Here is a 22,952-nt window from a genome sequence, read left to right as displayed (position 1 = left end):
AATAATTATGATTATATTTACAGATATCGACCTTGATGGTCTAGGCTGCGGGCTGATTGCCAAGTTAGTTTTTGGAGATAAAGCCCATGTTTATTATTGTTCTTATCGGAATTTAAATCAGCGAGTCGAGGCTGTTATTAAAAATCCAGAGAATAATAAAGAGGAAATTTATATTACTGATTTGGCAGTGAATGAACAGGTGGAAAAGAAACTCGAGGAGCGGTTTCAGCAGGGGAGACCTGTGCAAATGATTGACCATCATGTGACGGCAATGCATTTTAATGAATACAAATGGGCAAGCGTGATTCCTGAGTATGAAACTGGTAAGAAGACATGTGCCACTTCGTTATTTTATGATTACTTAATTACACATGGGAAGCTCGAGAGAAGTAAAGCGTTAGAGGAGTTTATTGAATTAGTACGCCAATATGATACCTGGGAATGGGATGAAAATAATAATATAGCAGCTAAACGATTAAATGATTTATTCTACATAAGAAATCGAGAGCAGTTTGAAGAAGAAATGCTGAAAAGGTTAACGGAAAATACTGATTCGTTTACGTTATCTGAAACTGAAAATATGCTTCTTGATATTGAGGAGCAAAAGATTAATCGGTATATTCATTCAAAAAGCAGGCAAATTGTCCAAACCTTTATTGATGATTTTTGCATCGGGATAGTCCATGCAGAGCAATATTTATCAGAGCTAGGAAATGCGCTAAACAATTTGTACCCACATATGGATATGATTGTCCTCCTGAATATGAGTGGTAAGAAAATGGGGTTTAGGACCATTCATGATGAAATAAACGTAGCTAAATTTGCCAAACGTTACGGTGGAGGGGGACATCCAAAAGCTTCAGGATCTGAAATGACAAGTGAAGCGTTTCAGCAATTTGTGGTGAATGTGTTTGAGCTCCTTCCAATGAAACCAGATGCAGATCGGAATGAATACAATCTGAGAAATTCTAATGCTGTCTCTGCCTTCCAAAATCAAATGAACGATATTTCATACATCATCGCAAAGGGTGAAAGTGATTATGATATCGTACATAATCAGAAGAAGCTGGAGCAAACCTTTGCTACGTTTGAGGAAGCGGAGCGTTATCTGAAAAGAAATTATTCTTCATGGCTTCAATATGATCAAGACTATTTTTATCAGTTATCCGCCTTGTTTAAGGTCCCTATTGATAAAATAAAGCAAAACCATACCGAGATGATTAATAATCTCTTGATCGATATAGTTAAGGAATAAACGAGAGCTTGGGATGACCAAGCTCTTTTTGTGTGGGTTAATTAATGTTTTGTTAAGGTTCAAATGGTAATTTAATCGTAGGTCTTTGAGAGTGTTATTTCAATATTGTAATCGCTATGAAACATAAAGTAATTTCACTAACATACATCTGTAATACCTTTACGTTATGATTAGATTAAAGATGATATTTTGCCAGGTTTCACTGGTTTTTGGATGGTAGAATTTGTTGATTGACATGTTGAATAAATATAGTAATATACCTTTTGGTGAATAAGACAATGGGGTGATAGGATGGCTTCAACATCTAAAAGGAGTAAGTATTTTGATAATGCTAAATTTATCCTGATTTTTTTGGTTGTCTTCGGTCATTTGATCAGTCCTTTGAAAGAAAAAGATGGGATTCTATTTACCTTATATACAGTCATTTTTCTATTTCACATGCCAGCTTTTATCTTTATTTCAGGATATTTTGCAAAGGGTTTTAAAAAGAAAGGCTACTTTGCTAAGTCGGTTAAAAAAATATTGTTGCCTTATGTTATTTTTCAAATTATTTATTCCATTTATTATTACTTAAATGGGCAAGAATCTCATTTAGAAATCAACTTATTACAGCCACATTGGTCTCTTTGGTTTTTATTGAGTTTATTTTGTTGGAATTTACTACTCTATGTTTTTGCAAGGTTTAAATGGATGGGGTTTTTCTGGGCGGTTGGACTGGGGATTAGCATTGGTTTTATTGATCATGTCGGTAGTTATTTAAGCATATCTAGAACCTTTGTCTTTTTCCCCTATTTTTTATTGGGGTATTTACTCAATGGGGATCAGCTAAAAAAGGCAATTCGGGCCAAATACTCTCTGCCTATTGGTTTAGTTATTATCCTTGGGACACTTTTCTTTTTAGGATTCAAATTCCCGCATGATGCCGTGCCGTGGCTATTAGGGGACACCTCGTATGCTAATATGGGTCAGGAAGAATGGTCGGATGGGCTATTTCGGGGACTTCAATATATCCTAACATTAATTGTCGTGTTTGGTTTTTTAATGTTGATACCTTCAAACCCACTTAAGGTATCCGAAATAGGCGAGAGAACTCTGTATGTATACTTGTTCCATGGGTTTATAATTAAATCGCTTCAGGTAGTTGTTCCTGACGAACACTTAACCACATTTTCAGGAAACTATCTTTTATTGATCATTATTTCATTAATCATCTGTTTATTTCTTGGCAGTTACTTTACAAAAAAATATACTCGACCACTTGTGGAATTAAGGATATAGTGCGACAAGGGAAAATATGAAATAGAGCCGAACCTTGACTGGGTTCGGCTCTATTTCACTTCTACAAGAATCCAAATAATGAGCTAACGATATTTTTCTTTTTTCGCTTCCCTTTACTGGAGTCAAATACGATAGGATCTTCAATTTGATTAGGTATATTAAGTTTATTAAAAAGCTTTTGAAAATGGTCAAGCTGCTCAGTCAACTCATTTACCTGAGCCTGCAAATCCTCTATTTCTCTTCGATGCTGGAGTAGTTGATAGGAAACAACACCATCTGCTTTTGAATGGAGCTCTATTTCTAATTCACTGACTTTGGAAGCCAACTTTTCTAATGCTTGATTCTCCTCAACAGGTTTAAGCGTCGCTTTACGAGGACTTTTTTTCTCTTTCATTGGGGTTATTTCTTGGATTAGTGTTCCATTTTGAAGTTGTTCATGAATTTTCTTTAATATTTCAATATCCTCATTGTTAAAATGATAATGACCACGCTCATTTCTTTCCATTGGCAACTCGAGTTGTTTGACCCAGCGTTGAATAGTACTGGTAGATACACCTAATAACTTTGCAACTTCACTAGTATTCATTTCGAATCCCTCCAATGATTTAATCATTCTTCAATATTAAGCCCAGAACTTCCACCATTTCTTTTCCTTGGCTGCGGCTACATCACGATAACTGTTTAACATTTGTTGAAATGCGATTTCCCTTTGGGTAATTTCTTGGCGGTATTGATTACGTTCTTCAATGAAAAATTCCCGCTCTTTGGACATTGCCTCCGTTAGACTTGAAATCTCATTGTTAGTAACATCCACGTAGTGTGATAATTCCTCCGATGTTTCTGATAGCTGCTTTGAGAGCGAATAAATTTCCTGAGAAGTCTCGATCGAAACGTTCGCAATATTATTAGAAAGGTATTCTAATGAATCAGCTGAGAGTTCAGATGTCTGTTCTAGTGTTTTTGATAGTTCTTGTATTTCAGCCTGGGTATTAGCCGATGATTTATAAATTGAGTCAGATATAGACTTAACTGTGGTATAGGTTCCCTTGTTTATTTCTTTCTTTACTTCTTCTAAAACCTCTTTACGTACAACATTCCTAATCTCATTCTTTACATCACTTAAGAAGGATTGCTTATACGTTTCCATTGCCTCGAAAAACTGATGGGCGTCTATAGCATCCTGGATGGTTATTGGTGGGGCAGGTTCAGAAATGACCTCGAGTGAGACCTCGGCGGCTTCTTTGACCAATTCACTTTCAGGATGCAGTCTTTTTTGGATTACTTCTATGATGTCTTCCTTACTTAATTTATTTTCAAACATTTTTTTTATTTCTACCAGCATATCAATTTCTAAATCTGTATATATTCTTGCCCCTTGTTTTGACCGAGGGATTTCAAGTATTTCATCGAAATCATTTTCCCACTGACGTAACATGCCAGGTTTAATATTTATTTTTTTAGCGGCTTCTTTTAAGGTATAAGTCTTCATTGTAAAGGTCAATCCTTTCTCTATCTCTAGGAAATTATTCGTCTTGTGTTAGTTATTCACCATTTGGTAGGACATTTTCCTGCAACATGACAAAAGCTATCAAAACAAGACGGATAACTCGAAATACCAACAAATTTTTGCAAAAAACATCCTTTATGACGAAAATTAGCAAAAAAACAATTGAGTCGAGACAAATGGAGGTTTTGCGATTACTAACAAAACGGTCCATATGAATTTAATGTTCATTCATAAAAAAAGTGCAGTGAATTTCAAAATGAATTGAAATCCACTGCACTTTTTTTAGTCGATGAGTCCTAGCTTTTTCAAACCATTAAAAACACCAGAATCCGTGACTTTGGTCGTTTGGTGCTTCGCGTATTGGAAAAGATCGGGATGGCCGTTCCCCATGGCAAACCCTTCCCCAACAGTTTGGAGCATTTCCTTATCGTTCATTCCATCCCCAAAGGCAATCGAGCTTTCCTTACTGATACCCAGCTGCTCTAAAACAACCTGTACTCCATAACCCTTGTTCACACTGTCTCTTATGACATCATAACAATGCCGCATCCCATCCACATTGATTTGAGATAAATGGATTCCCTCTTCATTTTTGTATAGGAGGGAATCATTTTCCTTAAGATTGATAAGTGTTATTCCTAAAACAGCATCATTGACGGACGGAGAATATAGTTCATTTTTATGTAAGTGGAATGTATGCATAAATTCAGTTATGACCTTTGAATCTAAATTGGTAAAGACGTTCTTACTATTAGTATAAAGGACCATTTCATGCTTGTTTTCCTTCGCAATTTCTAAGAATTTCCGAACTGTTGAACTATTCATCGGTTTTTGGAATAGATCGTCACCTTTATAAATGGCATAGGCACCGTTATAGCCAATAAAAGAGTTAATATTTAACTCCTTGGCTAGTTCATTAATTTCATGTAGTGGCCGGCCAGTGGCTAAGAAAACCTCCAAGCCCTTTGCCTGAACATGTGAAATAGCCTCCTTTGTTGAATCCTCAATGGTGTCATCAGGTCTCACTAAAGTACCATCAATATCTAAAAATAAAACTTTATAGTTAGTCATGTTTGAATATGCAGCTCCTTACGAAGAATTTTGTTTTTAGTCTACCACTTTTAGTTTAAGGAAGTCACATCAATAAAATTGATAGTAATAAAATAGGTAAAAAAAGTAAATTAAATAATTGACAAACCGACGGTCGGTTTGTATTATTGATTTATAATATTTAGAAAGTGAAAAGGGGATGAGTACACGTGGATTTTAAATCTAAAAAGAAAGTGATTCAAACAATTGTTGTAAGTCTGATCATCAATGGAGCATTACCTGTTTTGGTCTATAACTTTTTAGTAGATCATTATTCCAGTTTTGTCTCATTATTATTTGCGACATTGATTCCATTAGGGGATAATTTGTACCATATCATTAAATATCGAATAGCGGATGCATTTGGTTTATTTATGTTAACTGGCTTTGTATTAAGTTTACTGGCCTTCGTTCTTGGTGGAAATGAAAGGCTGATTCTCTTAAGGGAATCCGTGGTTACTGGCTTGTTAGGTCTAATATTTATCGCATCCTTGTTTTTTGCAAAGCCATTGATTTATCATTTCGCAATCAGATTCAGTGCAAAGGATGAAACTGAGGGTAAATTTGAGAAGAATTGGGAGGTCCCCTATTTCCGTTTTGTCCTTCGAATCATGACTGCAATATGGGGAATTGCTTTACTAGGTGAGGCTGTGGTCAAGATTATTCTTGTCTACGAACTTTCAATCTCTACATTTTTAGCCGTATCACAACTGATCTTTTACGGTGTGATAGGTGCGGCGATACTATTCACAATAGGATATCGCAGGTATGCGAAAATACGTCTAGACCAATTAATAAATAATCAATAACACATCATGATATTAAGGAAGGTAGTAGTATGGCTAATTCAACTATTTATAATAATCCCAGCTTTCAACACATCCTCTCAATAACTGAAGAAATCATTCTCGAAAAAGGCTGTAGAAATACCACTTTAAAAGACATTATTGAAAGATCGGGGCTATCAAAAGGGGCCATCTATCACTATGTAGACAGTAAGGATGAATTATTCGGGCTCATTCTAAAATCGAAAATAGAAGAAATGAATGAAAAATTCCTAATGACCATTACTAAATCCTTGAAAGAAGAGAGTCCTAATCAAGGTCGATTTGGGGTTGTCAGTCAATTTTTTCACTCGCGGCAAAATAACAAGGATATTGGAAACTTAATTTTTATATACCTGTTAAGTCAGGATAATGAAAAGGTCAAAAGAATACTCACGGATCTTTTCCGCTACAGCAAAGATACAGGTACTGAATGGATTAAATTGGGGCAGGCAAATGGGGTGATTCCTTCAACAATTGATGCAGAAAAGATGTCAACCCTGATGATGACCTTTTCCTATGGTTTGCGGGTAACACAAAGTCTAAGCTCATCAGAGGAAGACAAAGTAGACGCTAGTGATATTTTTAATATGATAATGAAGACCTTAACATGATTCTTGCGCTGAACCCCCCTGGTAAGGGGTGGGTAGCACGATAAAACAAACCGACTGTCGGTATCATCGATTAGTGGTTCATCCTAAGTTTCAAGGGAAAGGATATGGGAAGCAATTGCTCCAATTTGCTGAAGAATTTGCCCTTCAAAATGGGTATTCAAGCATTCGTCTAGATGTATATAGACAAAATCCAGGGGCATTAACTCTGTACGAACGGTCTGGATTTCAAGAGAGAGGGACCATTCGCTTTCCATTTCGGTCAGTATCATATAAATGTTTTGAAAAAATTTTAGAACAGGGAGAAAAATAAAATGCAAATTGAGACAAAAAGGAAACTTACAATTGGTGGATTATATTTTACGATCGCTTTATTCGCTATTTATATCTTTATTATGTTTCTACTAAATGGAGTCGAGTGGGCCCCTATGGTTAAGGGGAAAATGGAAAATCCAGATTTCTCATTGTCAACCTGGAAATTGTTTTTTTATCCTCATATTTTATTTGGCACGATCTCACTTGCGATTGGCCCTTTTCAACTGACTAAGATCAGTCGAAGGAAACCAAAATTGCACAAACTGTTAGGGAAGATTTATGCAACAGCCATATTCATAAATATTCTTGTAGTCCCATATATTTCTCTTTCTGCTACAGGTGGAAGAAGCTCAACAATTGCTTTTCTAGTCCTAAATGCCTTTTGGCTGTGGACAACTGCCATGGGTGTTATCAAAGCTACCCAGCGAAAAATAAGTGAACATAAGCTATGGATCCTACGTAGTTACGCGATTACATGGGTGTTTGTCACTTTTCGGATTTTCGTCATCCCTTTTTCGATATTTTTGGATAGTTCAGTCGCTTTTCCAATCGCAGTCTATTTATCGATTGCAATGAACCTCTTGTTTGTTGAATGGAGAACGAAGAACAGTAAGAAACATTCATCAGGACCTACGGCTAATTCTGTTATTTAAATCGTGTGATTTGAGAAGTTAGGAGGAATATTAAGGGGGATAGGCAAACTGATAAAAGTGAGGCAAATTTATGAAAAAGATGTTCCTGCTATTCCTAACTCTTCTCCTTTTAGGACTTCCAAAAAATGTGTCCGCTAAGCAAAAAGTTCCGATTTTAGTTTATCACTCCATCGATGAATTTACCGGCATTGGCTCGAAGGAGCTATATGTAACTCCTGAAAACTTTGAGAAGCAAATGACCTTTTTAAAAAACCATGGGTATACCCTATTAACATTTGAACGTTGGCAGGATATTGAATCAGTACCAAAGCCGATTTTTATCACCCTTGATGATGGCTATAAAAATAATCTCCATGCATTTTCAATTTTTCAAAAGCTCACTAATGAAAACTTTCGGCCGACTGCTACCTTTTTTGTCATTTCCGATTTTATTGGAAGGGCAAACCGCTTAACGAAATCAGATTTGAGAGTGTTAGCAAACTCAGGACTAATCTCAATTCAATCTCATACTGCTACACATCCTGATTTAACCAGAGTGGAAAATCTAAAATATGAACTACAGGAATCCAAAGAAAAAATTCAACAAATAACTGGCAAACCAGTTATTGCACTTGCATATCCCTATGGGAATACTAATCAACATGTCGTGACTGAAACGAAAAAGTATTATCAATATGGACTCACGACTACGCCAGGTCCATTTTCGCTGACAGGATATAAAAATGAACTCTATTATTTACCGCGAATATATATAAAATATTCAACGACACTGGCTGAATTCGAAAAATTGGTTAATGTGAACTAATTAATGAACGAATACTTTACAAAGGTAATCGTTTTTTAAAGCTATTATTTTCGAAAGATAAAAATAAACAAAAATGTTACATATATAGTTGTTGGTGATGAATATTCTCTAAAAGGGGGGAGTATTATGACAACTATTAGTGTGTGGGAGGAACATTTATTTTGGCTAGAAATTCTTCAAGATCATGCCATATTTGTTCGCGATCATTTGTCACCTGAAGAAAAAAACGAAATTGCTATGGCAGAGAGGTTTATTTCTTCATTCGGTATTTTGCTAAATAATCTTCGAAAAATTGACCCAGCCTTGAGTTCTTCAGGAAGTGAATGGGTTTCTTTTGCACAACAAGCGTATTCTGTTGCCTATGAATATTACCGGTACGAAGGACATTTACAAAATCTAAGAATTAAAAACCAAATCAATTTTAATTTATCACCTACCTATTTGAACGGTACTTTGAGTGAGAATCAAGAATACTTACGGCTTTTGTCTTACTATGTCAATGGTCAGGAAGCTGTGCCGCAGCGTCTTGATCAACTGCTGGATTTATGGCTGGAGGACCAGTTGGGTCACATCATTTTATTAAGGAATTTGATAGACCCGATTGAAATAGCGGTTGAACGACAAACAGATCTTTATTCCCAGCGTTTTCAGATGTTTATACTACAAAACCATCATATAAAAGGATTTCTACGATTTACTGAACAAGGGTTTCCTCGCCAAAATGAACTGGCTTTAGAAGTAGGTAGAACTGTAATCGAGATGAATAAGTATATAGGAACCGTTGTTGAAAAGTACAAAGGGGAAAGAATATTAAATAAAACCACGCTAAGATTTTTAGAGCATCATTTTCCAGAGACCTGTTACTTTATTAAGAAGCTTGCTGTTTTTGCACCAGAACTCCTTTCCGAAAGTACAAATTGTTCCTTACGAAAACCATCATTTAGTTAAATGAGGAAAAACTGTGCAGCCACTTTGTCGGCAAGCACAGTTTTTTATTAAAATGTAAACTAGCCGAAATCTCTATGTAATCAAACAACGTTATAATAGTGTAAATGTAATCTGACATTATTAGGCGGTGTTTAAATGGATGAGACAATGGCAAAATCCTACTTGCAAAAGTCACTTGATGAGTGGAAGGATGATATTTCACTCGTTTTAGCTGAAATTGCAAATGAATATGATGAGGTAGCACAGGAATTAAAGGTTTATTCCTACAAATATGGGATTACAAAGCAAGTAATTCAATCCACAGTAAACGAAGAAATTATTGAAAAAATTCGTGACATGTATCATAAACCCTTTGAAGAAAGCTATAATCAGCTTAAGGAATACATAAAGGACCTAGAGGAAAAAAGGCGTGTGTTTCAAATGTTTATTCAAAAGATTGAGGAAGTAACCAGAAAAGAATCAGCGAAAATTACTACTTATTAGGCCAATAACTTTAGAAAGCAACCTGATCATTTGATTAGGTTGCTTTTTTAGCTTTCGGTTATGAACCAGTACGATAGTGTCCTGCATATATTAATAACAGATTTAAATTGTGAGGTGTGAAACAAATGATCACCGCAAATATTGGCAGTAGGACCTATCGAATTCCAGATAATCTTGAGGAATATTTTCACCCGTTTCGCTCACAAGTAATAGGGATGAATCAGGAATTTGAATCTCCCTATGGAAGTAAGAAAATTATCTATGCGGACTGGACGGCTAGTGGGCGTCTTTATCGGCCAATCGAGCGGAAAATTTCTGAGGTATTTGGGCCATTTATGGCAAATACACATACTGAATCAAATATAACCAGTTTAATGATGACAGGAATCTATAATCAATCTAAACAAATCATTAAAGAACATGTTAATGCTGACGAACATGATGCTCTGATTATGGATGGATTTGGGATGACTTCGGTGATGAATAAGTTTCAAAGATTATTAGGCCTGAGAGTTCATGAGAAGTGGAAGACACGTTTAGAGTTAACTGAAAATGAACGGCCCATTATTTTTATTACACATATGGAACATCACTCCAATCAAACATCCTGGCTTGAGACACTGGGGGACGTAGTGATTGTACCCCCTGACGAGGATGGGGGTGTAGACACCAACCAACTCGTTCATCTTCTCCATCAATATAAAAATCGGAAAATGAAGATTGGATCCTTTACCGCATGCTCCAATGTAACTGGAATCCAAACCCCTTATCATAAATTGGCGAAAATTATGCATCAACATGGCGGTATTTGCTTAGTAGATTTTGCAGCCTCTGCCCCGTATGTAACCATTAATATGCACCCAATCGATCCACTGGAAAAATTAGATGCGATCTTTTTCTCGCCCCATAAGTTTTTAGGGGGACCAGGGACGAGTGGTGTTTTGGTATTTGATACTCGATTATATGCTAATCATATCCCGGATCACCCTGGTGGCGGCACGGTCACATGGACGAATCCATGGGGTGGGCATCAGTATCTTTCTGATATTGAGCATCGAGAAGATGGCGGAACCCCAGGGATCCTGCAATCAATTCGGACCGCTCTTTGTTTGAATTTGAAAACTCAAATGGGTGTAGAAAATATATTGAAAAGAGAGAAAGAGCTGTTAGGCATTTTATTACCTCGATTAAAAGAAATTCCGGGACTTCATGTACTCGATGGACAGCAAGCCCAACGTCTCGGTATCGTTTCGTTCTATATTGAAAATATCCATTATAATTTGATTGTTCGCCTTCTTAATGACCGATATGGGATTCAAGTAAGAGGCGGATGCTCATGTGCAGGGACCTACGGGCACCATCTGCTTCAAATTGATAAACAAACCTCCACGGAAATATCTAAAAAAATTAATCAAGGTGATATGTCTGAGAAACCAGGCTGGGTGCGGTTTTCATTACATCCGATTATGACAAACGATGAAATTATTCTTTTTGTGAATGCGATTAGAGAAATCACCTTAAATATTAAGGAATGGAAAAACGATTATCTCTATGATAAAGCAAGCAATGATTACTTTTATGTTCACCACAAAAGAGCAGATATGGCGCCACTGTTTCGGTTTACTTGATTCCTTTAGAGGTTGAGTTTTGAACCTAACTAATAATGACCCACAAACTCGTTTGGGCATATGCTAGCTAGAGAAAGGTGGGATCTCATGATTCATACAGTTAAGCCCGGTGAAACGTTAGGTAGTATCTCTGCTAACTATCGCGTAAGCCTTCAAAGCCTTTATGCAGCAAATCCTGGTGTGGGGCATTTACATGCTGGACAAAAAATTCAAATTCCCGGCCTGCCAGAGCCTTCAACCATACCTTATTCGATTCAAATCTCGGTTGGAAAAAGAAGACTTACATTATACAACAATGGTCAGCTAGTAAAAATTTTTCCAATCGCGGTAGGGAAAATGCTGACGAATACGCCGACGGGTGATTTCGTAATTGTTAATCGGCAGTATAATCCTGGTGGACCGTTTGGTGTTTTGTGGCTTTCCTTATCAAAACAGGGGTATGGCATACACGGAACGAACAACCCTAGTTCAATTGGCAAAGCAGTCTCACACGGCTGTGTAAGAATGTACAATCGGGATGTTTTGCAACTGGCTGATATGGTGCCCAATGGAACGAGAGTTACAATACGTCCCTAAAAAAGTCCCACCTTCTAAAGTTAGAGGGTGGGACTCATTTTATTACTTATAGATTACAATTGATCCAACAGATTTATCTGTGGCTTGCCCGTTAACTCGCACTTTTAGTCCGAAGTGACCAATATTACGGCCGGCATCAGGCATAAATGTGTTAAAGAAAGAGTTATTGTCATCAAACAGTGATACTGCCGGTTGGCTAGGGAACAAAATCGAGTAAGTCGGGTAATAAATATTTAATCCTGATGTAGGATCTAATCCAAACGCAGCATCTGCCACTTGGAAACGTGATATAGCTTCATCACCATTGCTTAATTTTATACTCTTACCAAGGTGAGCATCAACAACTCCTAGGAATCCATCCCCAGGGTGATCCCCAGTCCAGTTATCTGTATAGCTGTCATCAACATACCAAACTACTAAACCACCATCATAGCTCATTAAAGAGTTTCCGCGTTTAATATGAGCAAGACCTTCATCGACACCTTTATGGTTGCGCCATTCCAGTAAATAGTAATGGTTGGTAAGCTTATTACCATCCATTTTTGTAAATCCATTTAATGTAAATGGTGTTGTAGGACTTTCAGCCCCATCATCGACCACTGTTTTTCCATCGGCAACAACTTTAATGTTATCAGCAAAGAAACCAACGAAAGAACTGCCCCAGTCTGTTGCATAGCGAAGGCGAAGTTTGATTTTTTGACCTGCATATGATGAAAGGTCAAAAGTCTGTGCTTCCCAGCCGTCGGATTTACCTGTAAATCCAGGCATAGAATTTAGGATTGTCGGATATCCTTCAGGGACTACATCTGAACGTGTATGATCGTTTCCTAATGATTTCCAAGTACTACCACCATCTGTAGATACTTGAACAAAACCAAAATCCCATTGTTCTTCAATATCGTACCATGCATCGAATGTTAACGTAGCTGAAGTCTTTCCTGTTAAATCAACGTCTGTTACCATGTTTGAATCCATTTCATCGGCTTGTCCGCCCCAATATTCAAAGCTTCCAGCAGCAGGGGTGTTTACAGGAGTTTTCTTTTTAGGTAAATTTACACGAATAGCTTGATTGTTCTGTCCGAGTGGTGAATTTGCTTGATCAAGTAAGAATTGTGTTCCTTTTGTAGACACATCTTCCCAATTTACAACCGTTGGATTTGTCCATTTTCCGCCAAGTGTGCTTTGGAAGTACTGCTTAGCAAAAGGAGAGAAGCCTGTTGGTTCTGCCCCAGGAATTTTCCCAGCCCATGAACCACTCGACATAATCGACCAATATTCGTTTGCCTCTCCTGTCCCTGAGTAGGCCGTATCATATTCATCCGGAAGACCTAAGTCATGGCCATATTCGTGAGCAAATACGCCAGTCGCCCCGTCTTCAGGCATCATTGTGTAATCGTAAAATCCAGGTAACCCTTTCCCTAGTCCATCTGGATCAACAAATACTGCTGAACGGTGTGACCAAATGGCGTTATCGCCTTGTTTTCCTCCGCCAGCTTCTTGACCCATGCCAGAGTGGATAATTTGCAAGTGGTCAACTAATCCATCTGGCTCCCAGAAGTTACCGTCTCCATCCAAATCATGCGGATCTTCTAAATCATAATCTTGTAGAGGAACGCCAGCAGCTTTAGCAGCAGCATAGGTATCAGCAACTAATTTTTTTGATCCTCCTGGTGTAACGTTATCATGACCGCCGGTTGCTCTGTCAGCACCATAGAAGCTTGCAGTACCAGGTACTTTTAACCAGCCATATGCTTGTCCATTTACTGTATATGTTCCTCCAGATTGCTGTTCATAATATAGCTTCTGGGAAACAAGATTTTCACCATTCGGACCAGTTACGCCATTTACACCAAAAATCATTTCCTCAAAATGGTCAATTGAATAATCCTTGTAATAATTATTCGTTTCACCTGGTTCAATGCTATTATGTGGTAGGTCAGAAAACTCCACTACGAGTGTTAGAAGCTTACCTTCCTTTTGGATTCCTGGTGATTTTCCTTCTTGTACCGGATCTGGATTGCCCTTTAACTGCCCATATTTGTTCCCCTTACCCTTTAGGAGGCCATTAGTGAAATCCTTAAATTTCCGTTGTTTTTTTGATTCTGCCGCCTTTACCTTTGCGGCAAGTGGATCAGATTGAGTTACCTTTTCTTGTTTTCCTTTTAATTCTAAGTATTTGTGTAAGGCCTTTTGCTGCTCAGCAGATGATGCATCCTTAGAGATAACCCCTTGTTTAATTAATGATTCTAGCAATTTGTCTAGGTTTACTACAGACAAATCTAATGAACCATAAGATTGAGAGACAGTACTAGGACTTTTATGTAGGAGTTTGTCCCCGCTTGAAGTACTTGCGTAGTTTCCGGGAAATCCTGCGAATAATGTACCAGCCATTACTACAGTAGTTAAACCTGTTTTTAATAGTTTCTTCATAAAACTCCCCCTAAATTTATTGGCTTGCTATTAAATAATATTTCGAATATTGAAACAAAACAATATGAATGTTTCTGCAATATTCTGTTTATTCGGACACTTATCGAAGGTATTATCTTATATATCGACGGAAAATCTATTTTTTTTGAATAATTTTATCAAATCCTTAGGAAAAATAATTCGAGAACTAACATAGCCACTTCACAAATGGACAATAGAATTCTAATATAAAAGGTAGGATGAAATTTTTATGGGATTGAATTTCTGAAATTTAAACATATTAACGTTCAGTACGAGGGGAGTCTTTTCTTTTGAATAAAGTTTATATCATCCATGAAAATAGTGACTGGACCATTCATTTAACCAAACGCTTGGACGAACTCGGAGTGCCGTATGAAGAATGGCATCTCGACAGAGGACGTCTTGATCTTTCAAAAGAACCTCCAGAAGGGATCTTTTATAATCGGATGAGTGCTTCCTCACATACGAGAGGGCACCGTTTTGCCCCTGAATTTACTGCCCAGGTTCTCGCCTGGCTTGAGGCACATGGTCGCAAGGTTTTTAACGGAACGCGATCTCTTCAGCTTGAAGTGAGTAAAGTGATTCAATACATAGAACTAAATAAATATGGAATTCAAACCCCTCGAACCATTGCTGCCGTGGGGAAGGAACAAATACTTGAGGCCGCTGTGGAATTCGTTGGGAAACCGTTTATTACCAAACATAACCGGGCGGGGAAAGGGTTGGGTGTACAGCTCTTCCAATCCCTAGAAGAGTTAAAAAACTATGTTCAGGGACCTAGTTTTGAAGAATCAATCGATGGGGTAACTTTAATTCAAGATTACATCCAGGCACCGGAGAGTTTTATAACACGCTGCGAGTTTATCGGCGGGAAATTCGTTTATGCAGTTAAAGTGGATACGACGGACGGGTTTCAACTATGTCCGGCTGATGCCTGCCAGATTGGTGATCTATTTTGTCCAGTTGGAGAAGATAAGGAAGAGAAACCAAAGTTTGAGATTATTGCTGGTTTTTCAGACCCGATTATTAAGAAGTACGAGCAGGTACTCGCGGCCAACCAGATTCAAATTGCCGGAATCGAATTTATCCGTAATGCAGCGGGTGAACTATATACGTATGACATTAATACAAACACGAACTACAATTCGGACGCAGAAGCGAAGGCGGGAAAATTTGCGATGCTGGAGATTGCAAAATATCTTAAGTTGGAACTAGATCAATTAACCGTATAGAAAATTCAGCTCAGCCAGTCCTTTGATATGGACTGGCTTTTTATCTTCTTCTGGTTTTTCTCGGCGCAAATAAAATTGGCTTCTTTAGGAGAGGTAGAACTTTGGAATTGGTATGAGCGGCCAGCCGGTGGCTCATTAAGATAATAATAAAGTAAAATGGAGGCTGTTCAATGGGAAAGCCTCCATTTTTTATTATAGTACTAAGCTTTTGCTGCTTGAATTTGAAGATTGATTTTTACTTTATCTGCAACCAAGACGCCGCCTGTTTCTAGGGCAGCATTCCATACAAGACCATATTCAGAACGATTGATGGTTCCTTCAGCGCTGAAGCCAACCTTTTCATTGCCCCATGGATCTTTCCCTTGACCTTCAAAGGTAACAGCAAAAGTTTCCGGTTTCGTTACACCGCGAAGGGTTAAATCACCAGTAACTTTATATTCACCATCATCGGTTTTTTCAATCTTTGTTGATTGGAAAGTCATGGTTGGATGGTTTGCGACATCAAAGAAATCTGCTGAAACCAAATGTCCATCACGATCTTGATTGCGAGTGTCAACACTTGCTGTTTCTACGGAAAATTCAATGTTTGCTGTGGTTAAATCTGTTGGATCGGCATCGATGCTTGCGTCAAACTTATTGAATGTACCTTTCACGTTGGCAATCATCATGTGACGAACAGAAAAATCTACACTGCTGTGTGATGGATCAAGGGCCCATTTTTTTTTTGTCATGTTATTTCTCCTCCAGTATGTTTGTTTTAAAATCATTTATCTTGAAACTGAAATAACTTAATTCAAGATAAATTATATGTTGTTGACCAAGCTAATGTCAATTAAATTTAATTAATTTTTTTAAGAATTTTTTCCAATACTAACGATAGGCAGACTTTTATAATCGAGAGGTTAGTTTTTCGATAGCAGGGTGTGTTTGAGGAAGATAGAGAGCCAGAGAGCCAATAAAAAAAACGCCCAGAAGGCGTTAGATGCTATTATATAAAAAATCTCCTTGTAAATACGAAGAGAGCATGATAGAATGACAGTTGGCAGAAATTTTTATAATATGTAATTATTAAATTTTACCTATTATAACATTAACACAATTTAATTCTATTGTCAACAATGAACCAAAATTTTGTCTGGGGAGTGGTTGGATGAGCGATTTGCAGAGCACAGACTGGAAAACGGAACAACGAAGAGTCACGTCAGTGGTAAATGAAATTGAAAAGAAAATCAGCAAATTAAAATTAAATGCTGGTTTGGTAAGTGCTGACGTTCTCGAAATTCGAAAAGATTTTTGGGCGGATGTAACGGTTAATTTAGATGAACCTGATGATGTCATTGAAACGGCAGCTAGTATTAAGCAGCAAGCGGAGTTGCTGTCTGAACGTGAACGGACTCATAAAAATTTAGATAAACATCTCAAAACGCTTTCAAGATTGAAGTTTTCCCCTTACTTTGGACGGATCGATTTTTTAGAAAAAGGGGAAGGTTCGACAGACCAAGTTTACCTTGGAATTGCTTCGCTTATGGATGAGCACGATGAAAATTTCTTAATTTATGATTGGCGTGCACCAATATCCAGTTTATATTATGATTATCCACCTGGACCCGCACAATATCATACCCCTGAAGGGACAATTGAAGGGGAAATGACCTTAAAACGTCAATTTATAATTAGAGCTTCTGAAATAAAAGGAATGTTTGATACAGGAGTAACGATTGGAGATGAGATGCTTCAGGAGGTGCTTGGAAATAACGCCAGCACGCAAATGAAAAGTATTGTTGCGACGATTCAACGAGAGCAAAATGCAATCATTCGGAATGATCGTTCGAAAATATTGATTGTCCAAGGAGTAGCTGGCAGTGGCAAAACATCTGCTGCCCTGCAACGGGTTGCCTATTTGCTTTACCGGTATCGAGGAACATTAAATTCAGAAAACATTATGCTGTTTTCGCCTAATCCATTATTTAATAGTTATGTTTCGACTGTTTTACCTGAACTTGGTGAGGATAATATGCAGCAATCCACGTTCCAGGAATATTTAAATTCTCGTTTAGGGAAAGAATTTTCTGTCGAAGATCCATTTACGCAAATGGAATTTTTACTTAGTGGGAAAAATGACCATAGTTATCAGGTAAGGGTGGAGGGCATCCGCTATAAAGCAAGTCTTAAATTCAAGACCATCATCGACCGCTATGCCGCAGGATTAGCGAAAAGCGGACTCATCTTTAGAGATTTAAAATTTAGAGGAGATGTTCTAATTTCTAAAAAGGAAATCCATGATTATTTTTATTCCTTGGATGAAACGATGACTATCCCCAACCGAATGCAGCTTGTAAAACAATGGCTGCTGCGAGATTTAAAGAGAAAAGTAAAACGAGAGCGTTCTAGGAGCTGGGTGGAAGAAGAAATTCAGTATCTCGAAAAAGAAGATTTTATGGAGGCTTATAAAAAACTTCAGGAAAAAAATCAATTTTCAGATCGTTCTTTTGATGATTTTGAGCAGGAACAAAAATTCCTTGCAGAAATGGTCGTAAAGGAGAAGTTTAAACCATTATTTGTACGCGTGAAAAGTTTACGATTTATTGATTCACCCCGTGTGTATTACCAACTGTTTAAGCATGCTAAAAACATGGATGAAAGCCTCCCGGTGGAATGGAGCGAAATATGCAGGCAGACATTGGAAAAATTAACGAATATGGAAATTCCTTATGAGGATGCGACCCCATATGTTTATCTTCAGGATTTAATTGAGGGGAGAAAGTCCAAATCCGCCATTCGTCATATTTTTATTGATGAAGCACAGGACTATTCACCGTTTCAATTTGCCTTCATACAGACACTGTTTCCATATAGCAAAATGACTTTACTTGGTGATTTTAATCAAGCCATATTTTCTGGGGCAACTGGAGCGGAAACTGTCTTAACTGAACTAAATACCTCTGAGAAAGATATTGAATCATTTGTCCTTTCAAAAACCTATCGGTCGACAAAGGAAATTGTTCAATTTACCAGTGCGTTGATTGAGGGCGGAGAGAATATAGTCCCATTTAACCGAACAGGACGAAAGCCATTAGTCACAATGGTCAAAAATGAAGATATAACTGAATTAATAGTAAAGAAAGTACAAGATTTTCAAAAGGAAGGGCATCGAACGATTGCAATCATTTGCCGGACGGCGGATGAAAGCAAACATGCTTTTGAATTGCTCAAGAACGAATTTCAGCTTCATCTCATTGAAAAAGGAACCATTTCCTATGAAAAAGGGATTCTTATCATTCCATCCTATCTAGCGAAAGGGATTGAATTCGATGCAGTTATTTTATACGATTGCTCCCAATACAAACAAGAAAATGAGCGGAAGTTATTTTATACTGTCTGCACAAGGGCCATGCACGAACTTCACCTAATTGCTAGGTCGGGTATTACCCCGCTTATGGCGAAGGTACCGAAAGATACCTATACACTTGAAAACTAAATAAAAAAAAGAAACTGTATGATTCGGTAACCGAACATACAGTTTCTTATTTATTTCTTCCATTGCTTTTTGACTTGTTCTAGTGCTGTTTGGAATATTTCATCCTCGGATGTTTCCCGATGGGCAATAACATTTGTTAAATAGCTTTTTCCTTCAAAAGTTACTGTTACTTCTACTTGTACCATAATTAAATCTCCTTTTTTATTAAAAAATATTAGGTTGTTATGTGATCAATTGCATCACAATGATTAAGCATATTTAGACATTTAAATATTTATGACGATATTTTTTCGACATACGTTACTAAAAATATCAGATTTGATATAATTGGTTTAGAAAACGAAGGGAGGTTAATGAATACAATGTACTTTGAAGAGGTAAAAAAAGAATCGTTGTTTATTGCACTAGAAATAGTTAACTCGAATCCAGACTATAATATCTTTGAAAATGGCAAAGATGCAAGAACACTTGCTGACATGGAAGAAGAATTCTTAAATCCTAATTCTATTAGTGCATTTATAAAGCTTGATGATACTTACATTGGAATAATAGACTACTTATTAGAAAATCCAAGGGACCAGTACCCATGGCTAGGCTTATTAATGCTTCATGGTGATTATCAAGGTTATGGTTTCGGCGCACAGGCATATGCAGTATACGAAAATGAGATGCTTAAACGAGGTAAGAAATCCGTTAGAATAGGTGTGTTAAAAGAGAACATAAGAGCACAACGGTTTTGGGAAGAATTAGGATTTATCTATTATAAAACAACTACCGCACAAAATGGAAGTGGTATTTTTTGTTATCAAAAACAAATTGGATAAATCCTATCAAACGATTATATCAAACCTCTTGAAACATAAATTGCTCAGCAAAGAGCTGTACTTGGTTTTTGTCGATTTGATTTTTTTCAATAAGGATTCGGCAATAACTACATTTGCTTGAATGGACGTAATTCTTTTTAATTCGCGGATAGACACATCTCCATTTAATAATTGTATGGCTTTTTCTCTAATGCCTTGATTCTTGGATGACTTGTATAGTAGGTAGGCAATACAAGTTACCTTGTCCACACTAACACCCCTCGAAAGTATAATATTTTTAATATTCGACGATTTGCAACGTTTTCCTGCTAATATTCTGAATATTTTCAAAAAAATCGAAATAAGAGATTCGCCTATTTAATTGTTCTGTTAATCTGAAAATTCAAATAAATTATACAAAAGAGTCTTGCGGGGGCGGTAGTAAATGTTTGATTTTAAGGAAGAACGACTTTCTGGATTTGAGGTGATCGCCTCACACTCCATAGATGGTATTTGTATTTATGATGTTAAATATGAAAGCCCTTTCAAAGGGAAAGTGTCTGCCTATCTTTTTGTACCTGATATTGCTGGACCACTACCTGCGTTAATTTTTATGCACCCAAGTCAAGGTAACAGGCAAACTTTCTATCATGAAGCTCAATTATTAGCAACTAAGGGTTTCATTTCGCTACTAATTGAAGCTCAATATTTAAGAGATGATGGAGGGAGAGAATCACAAAATAAGTTAGAATTTGCAAAAAGAATCGAAGAGATGGCAGATATTCAAAAGTATATTCAAACAGTAATGGATATACGGAGGGGAGTTACTCTTTTAGGGAAAATGCCGAATGTGGATGAATCAAAGATTGCTTTTATCGGGCACGGCATTGGGGCATCATGGGGAGGCATTCTCTCCGGTATCGATAACAGAATCAAAACGTTTATCCTAATTTCTGGTTATGGAAAGGTTTCTGAGATGCAAATGACCAGTGAGCATCCAATAGCCTTATTAATCAGGAGCTTCCTGCCACTTGAACGATACGAATATTTTATCTCGAGTCTAAATAAATTAGATCCTATACATTACGTGAAAAATGCTTCTCCTGCATCAATCCTATTCCAATTTGCTGAAAATGACGAATACATTGATCGGAGTCAGGCTCGCTCTTTTTATTCAGCTGCCAGCTCTCCCAAAAAATTAATGTGGTATGATTGTAATCATTTATTTTCTACATGCGAAGCGGCAATATATGACAGGCATGAATGGCTTTTTACACAAAATTTTGGAGCGAGTGGCAAGTTTCCAAAGAAATCTACGGCAAACTAGAATAATTTCGTATTTAAATCAGAAATCTTGTTGAATATTGCTAATTTGATATGATTTTTATATAATATTGAAGGGATAAAAGAAAAACCGATGATAGAAATGTGGAATTTTACCTTTCGTCCCAAACGGGATGGAAGGTTATTTGTTTTTTTACATAAGATTTAGGAGGAAAACTAATGAAACAGGCCTTAATCAAGGATTTGTACAGAAATACAGAAAGCTACATAGAACAAAAGGTAGAATTATCGGGATGGATTCGTACCATACGCGATTCAAAGACTTTTGGGTTCATTGAGTTAAATGATGGGAGCTTTTTTAAAGGTGTGCAGATTGTTTTTGATGAGCAATTAGCGAACTTTAAAGACATCGCTAAGCTTCCAATAAGCTCATCTATTAGAGTTGAGGGAGATTTTATTCATACTCCTCAAGCTAAGCAGCCTTTTGAAATTAAAGCTACCAACATTGTCATTGAAGGTACATCTAATGTGGATTTTCCATTACAAAAGAAAAAGCATTCGTTTGAATATTTACGGACGATTGCCCATTTACGCCCAAGAACGAATACATTTTCAGCTGTTTTCAGGGTTAGATCACTTGCATCCTATGCCCTTCATAAATTTTTCCAAGACAAAGGGTTTGTCTATGTACACTCACCAATTATCACTGGCAGTGATACGGAAGGTGCAGGGGAAATGTTCCGAGTGACCACCCTAGATATGGACAATCTTCCAAAAAATGAGGAAGGGAAGACAGATCTAACCAAAGACTTCTTTAATAAAGAAACGAATTTAACTGTGAGCGGTCAACTATCAGCTGAAGCGTTTGCGTTGGCATTCCGGAATGTTTATACCTTTGGCCCGACTTTTAGAGCTGAAAACTCCAATACGGCTAGACATGCAGCTGAATTTTGGATGGTTGAACCAGAACTAGCATTTGCAGAACTTCCAGATGTGATGGACTTGGCGGAAGAAATGGTTAAGTATGTAATCGGGTATGTGCTCGAACAAGCACCTGAAGAAATGAACTTCTTTAACAGCTTTATCGAAAAAGGCTTATTAGAACGTCTAAATAATGCTTACACAGCAGATTTTGGCCGGGTGACATATACAGAAGCGATAGATATCCTCCGGGAGTCTGGAGAAACGTTTGCTTATCCAGTAGAATGGGGACTTGACTTGCAAACCGAGCATGAACGTTATTTAAGCGAAAAAGTATTCAAACGCCCGGTATTTGTTACTGATTATCCTAAAGAGATTAAAGCGTTCTATATGAGACTGAATGAAGACAATAAAACAGTCGCTGCAACCGACTTACTTGTCCCAGGAATAGGCGAATTAATTGGCGGCAGTCAGCGTGAAGAACGTGAAGAGATATTGGCAGACAAAATAAATGAGCTTGGCATGAACGAAGAAGATTACTGGTGGTACCTAGAATTAAGAAAATACGGTGGCACAAAGCATTCAGGTTACGGAATCGGTTTTGAGCGATTAATTATGTACTTAACCGGAATGACAAATATTAGAGATGTAATTCCGTTCCCAAGAACAACAGGGAATGCAGAGTTTTAAAGACAAAAGGCGCAAGCGCCCGTTCAGCGGCGTATGGCCTCCTCGGAAAAGCTAACGCTTTCCCTTCGTGCGATGCAAATGCTGCCGAAGCCTTCCTTATGGAGCGCTCCAACTGAGATAA

Annotated in this window: 22 protein-coding genes; 16 read left to right on the top strand and 6 right to left on the bottom strand. The window is 37.4% G+C overall.

From position 1 onward, the window contains the following. Nucleotides 1–7 precede the first annotated feature (7 nt). Nucleotides 8–1,255, top strand: coding sequence for a DHH family phosphoesterase (locus V7121_RS20325; protein ID WP_335500048.1), 1,248 nt, complete (start codon nt 8–10; stop codon nt 1,253–1,255). Between the two features lie 291 nt (nt 1,256–1,546). Next, entirely contained in the window at nt 1,547–2,533 is a 987-nt protein-coding gene (locus tag V7121_RS20320; protein WP_335500046.1) for an acyltransferase family protein, read from the top strand. A gap of 61 nt (nt 2,534–2,594) precedes the next feature. Here V7121_RS20320 and V7121_RS20315 read toward each other — a convergent pair whose 3' ends face one another. The 3 genes from V7121_RS20315 to V7121_RS20305 all read right to left on the bottom strand — a co-directional run bounded on the left by V7121_RS20315 (nt 2,595) and on the right by V7121_RS20305 (nt 5,111). Further along, complete coding sequence (locus V7121_RS20315; RefSeq protein WP_335500043.1) at nt 2,595–3,119, bottom strand: MerR family transcriptional regulator; 525 nt, start codon at nt 3,117–3,119, stop codon at nt 2,595–2,597. A gap of 36 nt (nt 3,120–3,155) precedes the next feature. Continuing rightward, on the bottom strand, nt 3,156–4,022 hold the full coding sequence (locus tag V7121_RS20310; RefSeq protein ID WP_335500042.1) for a MerR family transcriptional regulator: 867 nt from the start codon (nt 4,020–4,022) through the stop codon (nt 3,156–3,158). A 300-nt stretch (nt 4,023–4,322) separates the two neighbouring features. Beyond that, a complete protein-coding gene (locus V7121_RS20305; RefSeq protein WP_335500040.1) occupies nt 4,323–5,111 on the bottom strand; it encodes an HAD family hydrolase in 789 nt (262 codons plus the stop codon). A 188-nt stretch (nt 5,112–5,299) separates the two neighbouring features. Here V7121_RS20305 and V7121_RS20300 point away from each other — a divergent pair, with 188 nt between their 5' ends. The 9 genes from V7121_RS20300 to V7121_RS20260 all read left to right on the top strand — a co-directional run bounded on the left by V7121_RS20300 (nt 5,300) and on the right by V7121_RS20260 (nt 11,972). Then, entirely contained in the window at nt 5,300–5,938 is a 639-nt protein-coding gene (locus V7121_RS20300) for a VC0807 family protein (RefSeq protein WP_335500039.1), read from the top strand. A gap of 29 nt (nt 5,939–5,967) precedes the next feature. After that, a complete protein-coding gene (locus V7121_RS20295) occupies nt 5,968–6,567 on the top strand; it encodes a TetR/AcrR family transcriptional regulator (RefSeq protein ID WP_335500037.1) in 600 nt (199 codons plus the stop codon). Nucleotides 6,568–6,595: 28 nt separating this feature from the next. Then, nucleotides 6,596–6,877, top strand: coding sequence for a GNAT family N-acetyltransferase (locus tag V7121_RS20290; RefSeq protein WP_335500035.1), 282 nt, complete (start codon nt 6,596–6,598; stop codon nt 6,875–6,877). Between the two features lies 1 nt (nt 6,878). After that, nucleotides 6,879–7,532 (top strand): DUF2306 domain-containing protein, encoded by a 654-nt coding sequence (locus V7121_RS20285; protein WP_335500034.1) that lies wholly within the window; start codon nt 6,879–6,881, stop codon nt 7,530–7,532. Nucleotides 7,533–7,602: 70 nt separating this feature from the next. Further along, on the top strand, nt 7,603–8,337 hold the full coding sequence (locus V7121_RS20280) for a polysaccharide deacetylase family protein (protein WP_335500032.1): 735 nt from the start codon (nt 7,603–7,605) through the stop codon (nt 8,335–8,337). 126 nt (nt 8,338–8,463) lie between these two features. Beyond that, nucleotides 8,464–9,285: a DUF2935 domain-containing protein gene (locus tag V7121_RS20275; RefSeq protein WP_335500030.1), complete on the top strand. Its 822-nt coding sequence runs from the start codon at nt 8,464–8,466 to the stop codon at nt 9,283–9,285. Between the two features lie 135 nt (nt 9,286–9,420). Next, a complete protein-coding gene (locus V7121_RS20270; protein WP_335500028.1) occupies nt 9,421–9,768 on the top strand; it encodes a hypothetical protein in 348 nt (115 codons plus the stop codon). A gap of 125 nt (nt 9,769–9,893) precedes the next feature. After that, complete coding sequence (locus V7121_RS20265; protein WP_335547600.1) at nt 9,894–11,396, top strand: aminotransferase class V-fold PLP-dependent enzyme; 1,503 nt, start codon at nt 9,894–9,896, stop codon at nt 11,394–11,396. A gap of 87 nt (nt 11,397–11,483) precedes the next feature. Next, a complete protein-coding gene (locus tag V7121_RS20260; protein ID WP_335500025.1) occupies nt 11,484–11,972 on the top strand; it encodes a L,D-transpeptidase family protein in 489 nt (162 codons plus the stop codon). Nucleotides 11,973–12,014: 42 nt separating this feature from the next. On the opposite strand, the gene V7121_RS20255 is transcribed toward V7121_RS20260, so the two are convergent. Continuing rightward, nucleotides 12,015–14,402, bottom strand: a complete 2,388-nt coding sequence (locus tag V7121_RS20255) for an immune inhibitor A domain-containing protein (protein WP_335500022.1) — start codon at nt 14,400–14,402, stop codon at nt 12,015–12,017. Between the two features lie 311 nt (nt 14,403–14,713). Here V7121_RS20255 and V7121_RS20250 point away from each other — a divergent pair, with 311 nt between their 5' ends. Beyond that, entirely contained in the window at nt 14,714–15,655 is a 942-nt protein-coding gene (locus tag V7121_RS20250; protein ID WP_335547599.1) for an ATP-grasp domain-containing protein, read from the top strand. 200 nt (nt 15,656–15,855) lie between these two features. Here the strand turns inward: V7121_RS20250 and V7121_RS20245 are convergent, their stop codons facing one another. Beyond that, nucleotides 15,856–16,386, bottom strand: a complete 531-nt coding sequence (locus tag V7121_RS20245; RefSeq protein ID WP_335547597.1) for a YceI family protein — start codon at nt 16,384–16,386, stop codon at nt 15,856–15,858. A 419-nt stretch (nt 16,387–16,805) separates the two neighbouring features. Here V7121_RS20245 and helD point away from each other — a divergent pair, with 419 nt between their 5' ends. Continuing rightward, nucleotides 16,806–19,133, top strand: coding sequence for an RNA polymerase recycling motor HelD (gene helD, locus V7121_RS20240; protein ID WP_335547595.1), 2,328 nt, complete (start codon nt 16,806–16,808; stop codon nt 19,131–19,133). A gap of 50 nt (nt 19,134–19,183) precedes the next feature. Here helD and V7121_RS20235 read toward each other — a convergent pair whose 3' ends face one another. Beyond that, nucleotides 19,184–19,318, bottom strand: coding sequence for a BA3454 family stress response protein (locus tag V7121_RS20235; RefSeq protein WP_335503659.1), 135 nt, complete (start codon nt 19,316–19,318; stop codon nt 19,184–19,186). Between the two features lie 168 nt (nt 19,319–19,486). On the opposite strand from V7121_RS20235, the gene V7121_RS20230 reads away from it, so the two are divergent. From V7121_RS20230 to asnS, 3 genes are all read left to right on the top strand, one after another. Further along, on the top strand, nt 19,487–19,957 hold the full coding sequence (locus V7121_RS20230; RefSeq protein WP_335547593.1) for a GNAT family N-acetyltransferase: 471 nt from the start codon (nt 19,487–19,489) through the stop codon (nt 19,955–19,957). Between the two features lie 424 nt (nt 19,958–20,381). Next, a complete protein-coding gene (locus tag V7121_RS20225; RefSeq protein ID WP_335503651.1) occupies nt 20,382–21,263 on the top strand; it encodes an alpha/beta hydrolase in 882 nt (293 codons plus the stop codon). Between the two features lie 176 nt (nt 21,264–21,439). After that, nucleotides 21,440–22,831, top strand: coding sequence for an asparagine--tRNA ligase (asnS, locus tag V7121_RS20220; RefSeq protein ID WP_335503648.1), 1,392 nt, complete (start codon nt 21,440–21,442; stop codon nt 22,829–22,831). Nucleotides 22,832–22,952: the final 121 nt, after the last annotated feature.

Origin of the sequence: Neobacillus drentensis, from assembly GCF_036962125.1 — a bacterium.
Taxonomy (GTDB): domain Bacteria; phylum Bacillota; class Bacilli; order Bacillales; family Cytobacillaceae; genus Neobacillus; species Neobacillus drentensis_B.
The sequence above is the reverse complement of the archived record's forward strand: the minus strand, read 5'-3'. Positions and strand labels throughout refer to the sequence as shown.

Excerpts from the sequence above, each read along its gene's own strand:
- V7121_RS20325 (WP_335500048.1), top strand. The coding sequence starts at position 8 with ATGATTATATTTACAGATATCGACCTTGATGGTCTAGGCTGCGGGCTG.
- V7121_RS20320 (WP_335500046.1), top strand. The coding sequence starts at position 1,547 with ATGGCTTCAACATCTAAAAGGAGTAAGTATTTTGATAATGCTAAATTT.
- V7121_RS20315 (WP_335500043.1), bottom strand. The coding sequence starts at position 3,119 with ATGAATACTAGTGAAGTTGCAAAGTTATTAGGTGTATCTACCAGTACT.
- V7121_RS20310 (WP_335500042.1), bottom strand. The coding sequence starts at position 4,022 with ATGAAGACTTATACCTTAAAAGAAGCCGCTAAAAAAATAAATATTAAA.
- V7121_RS20305 (WP_335500040.1), bottom strand. The coding sequence starts at position 5,111 with ATGACTAACTATAAAGTTTTATTTTTAGATATTGATGGTACTTTAGTG.
- V7121_RS20295 (WP_335500037.1), top strand. The coding sequence starts at position 5,968 with ATGGCTAATTCAACTATTTATAATAATCCCAGCTTTCAACACATCCTC.
- V7121_RS20285 (WP_335500034.1), top strand. The coding sequence starts at position 6,879 with ATGCAAATTGAGACAAAAAGGAAACTTACAATTGGTGGATTATATTTT.
- V7121_RS20280 (WP_335500032.1), top strand. The coding sequence starts at position 7,603 with ATGAAAAAGATGTTCCTGCTATTCCTAACTCTTCTCCTTTTAGGACTT.
- V7121_RS20275 (WP_335500030.1), top strand. The coding sequence starts at position 8,464 with ATGACAACTATTAGTGTGTGGGAGGAACATTTATTTTGGCTAGAAATT.
- V7121_RS20270 (WP_335500028.1), top strand. The coding sequence starts at position 9,421 with ATGGATGAGACAATGGCAAAATCCTACTTGCAAAAGTCACTTGATGAG.
- V7121_RS20265 (WP_335547600.1), top strand. The coding sequence starts at position 9,894 with ATGATCACCGCAAATATTGGCAGTAGGACCTATCGAATTCCAGATAAT.
- V7121_RS20260 (WP_335500025.1), top strand. The coding sequence starts at position 11,484 with ATGATTCATACAGTTAAGCCCGGTGAAACGTTAGGTAGTATCTCTGCT.
- V7121_RS20255 (WP_335500022.1), bottom strand. The coding sequence starts at position 14,402 with ATGAAGAAACTATTAAAAACAGGTTTAACTACTGTAGTAATGGCTGGT.
- V7121_RS20245 (WP_335547597.1), bottom strand. The coding sequence starts at position 16,386 with ATGACAAAAAAAAAATGGGCCCTTGATCCATCACACAGCAGTGTAGAT.
- helD (WP_335547595.1), top strand. The coding sequence starts at position 16,806 with ATGAGCGATTTGCAGAGCACAGACTGGAAAACGGAACAACGAAGAGTC.
- V7121_RS20235 (WP_335503659.1), bottom strand. The coding sequence starts at position 19,318 with ATGGTACAAGTAGAAGTAACAGTAACTTTTGAAGGAAAAAGCTATTTA.
- V7121_RS20230 (WP_335547593.1), top strand. The coding sequence starts at position 19,487 with ATGAATACAATGTACTTTGAAGAGGTAAAAAAAGAATCGTTGTTTATT.
- V7121_RS20225 (WP_335503651.1), top strand. The coding sequence starts at position 20,382 with ATGTTTGATTTTAAGGAAGAACGACTTTCTGGATTTGAGGTGATCGCC.
- asnS (WP_335503648.1), top strand. The coding sequence starts at position 21,440 with ATGAAACAGGCCTTAATCAAGGATTTGTACAGAAATACAGAAAGCTAC.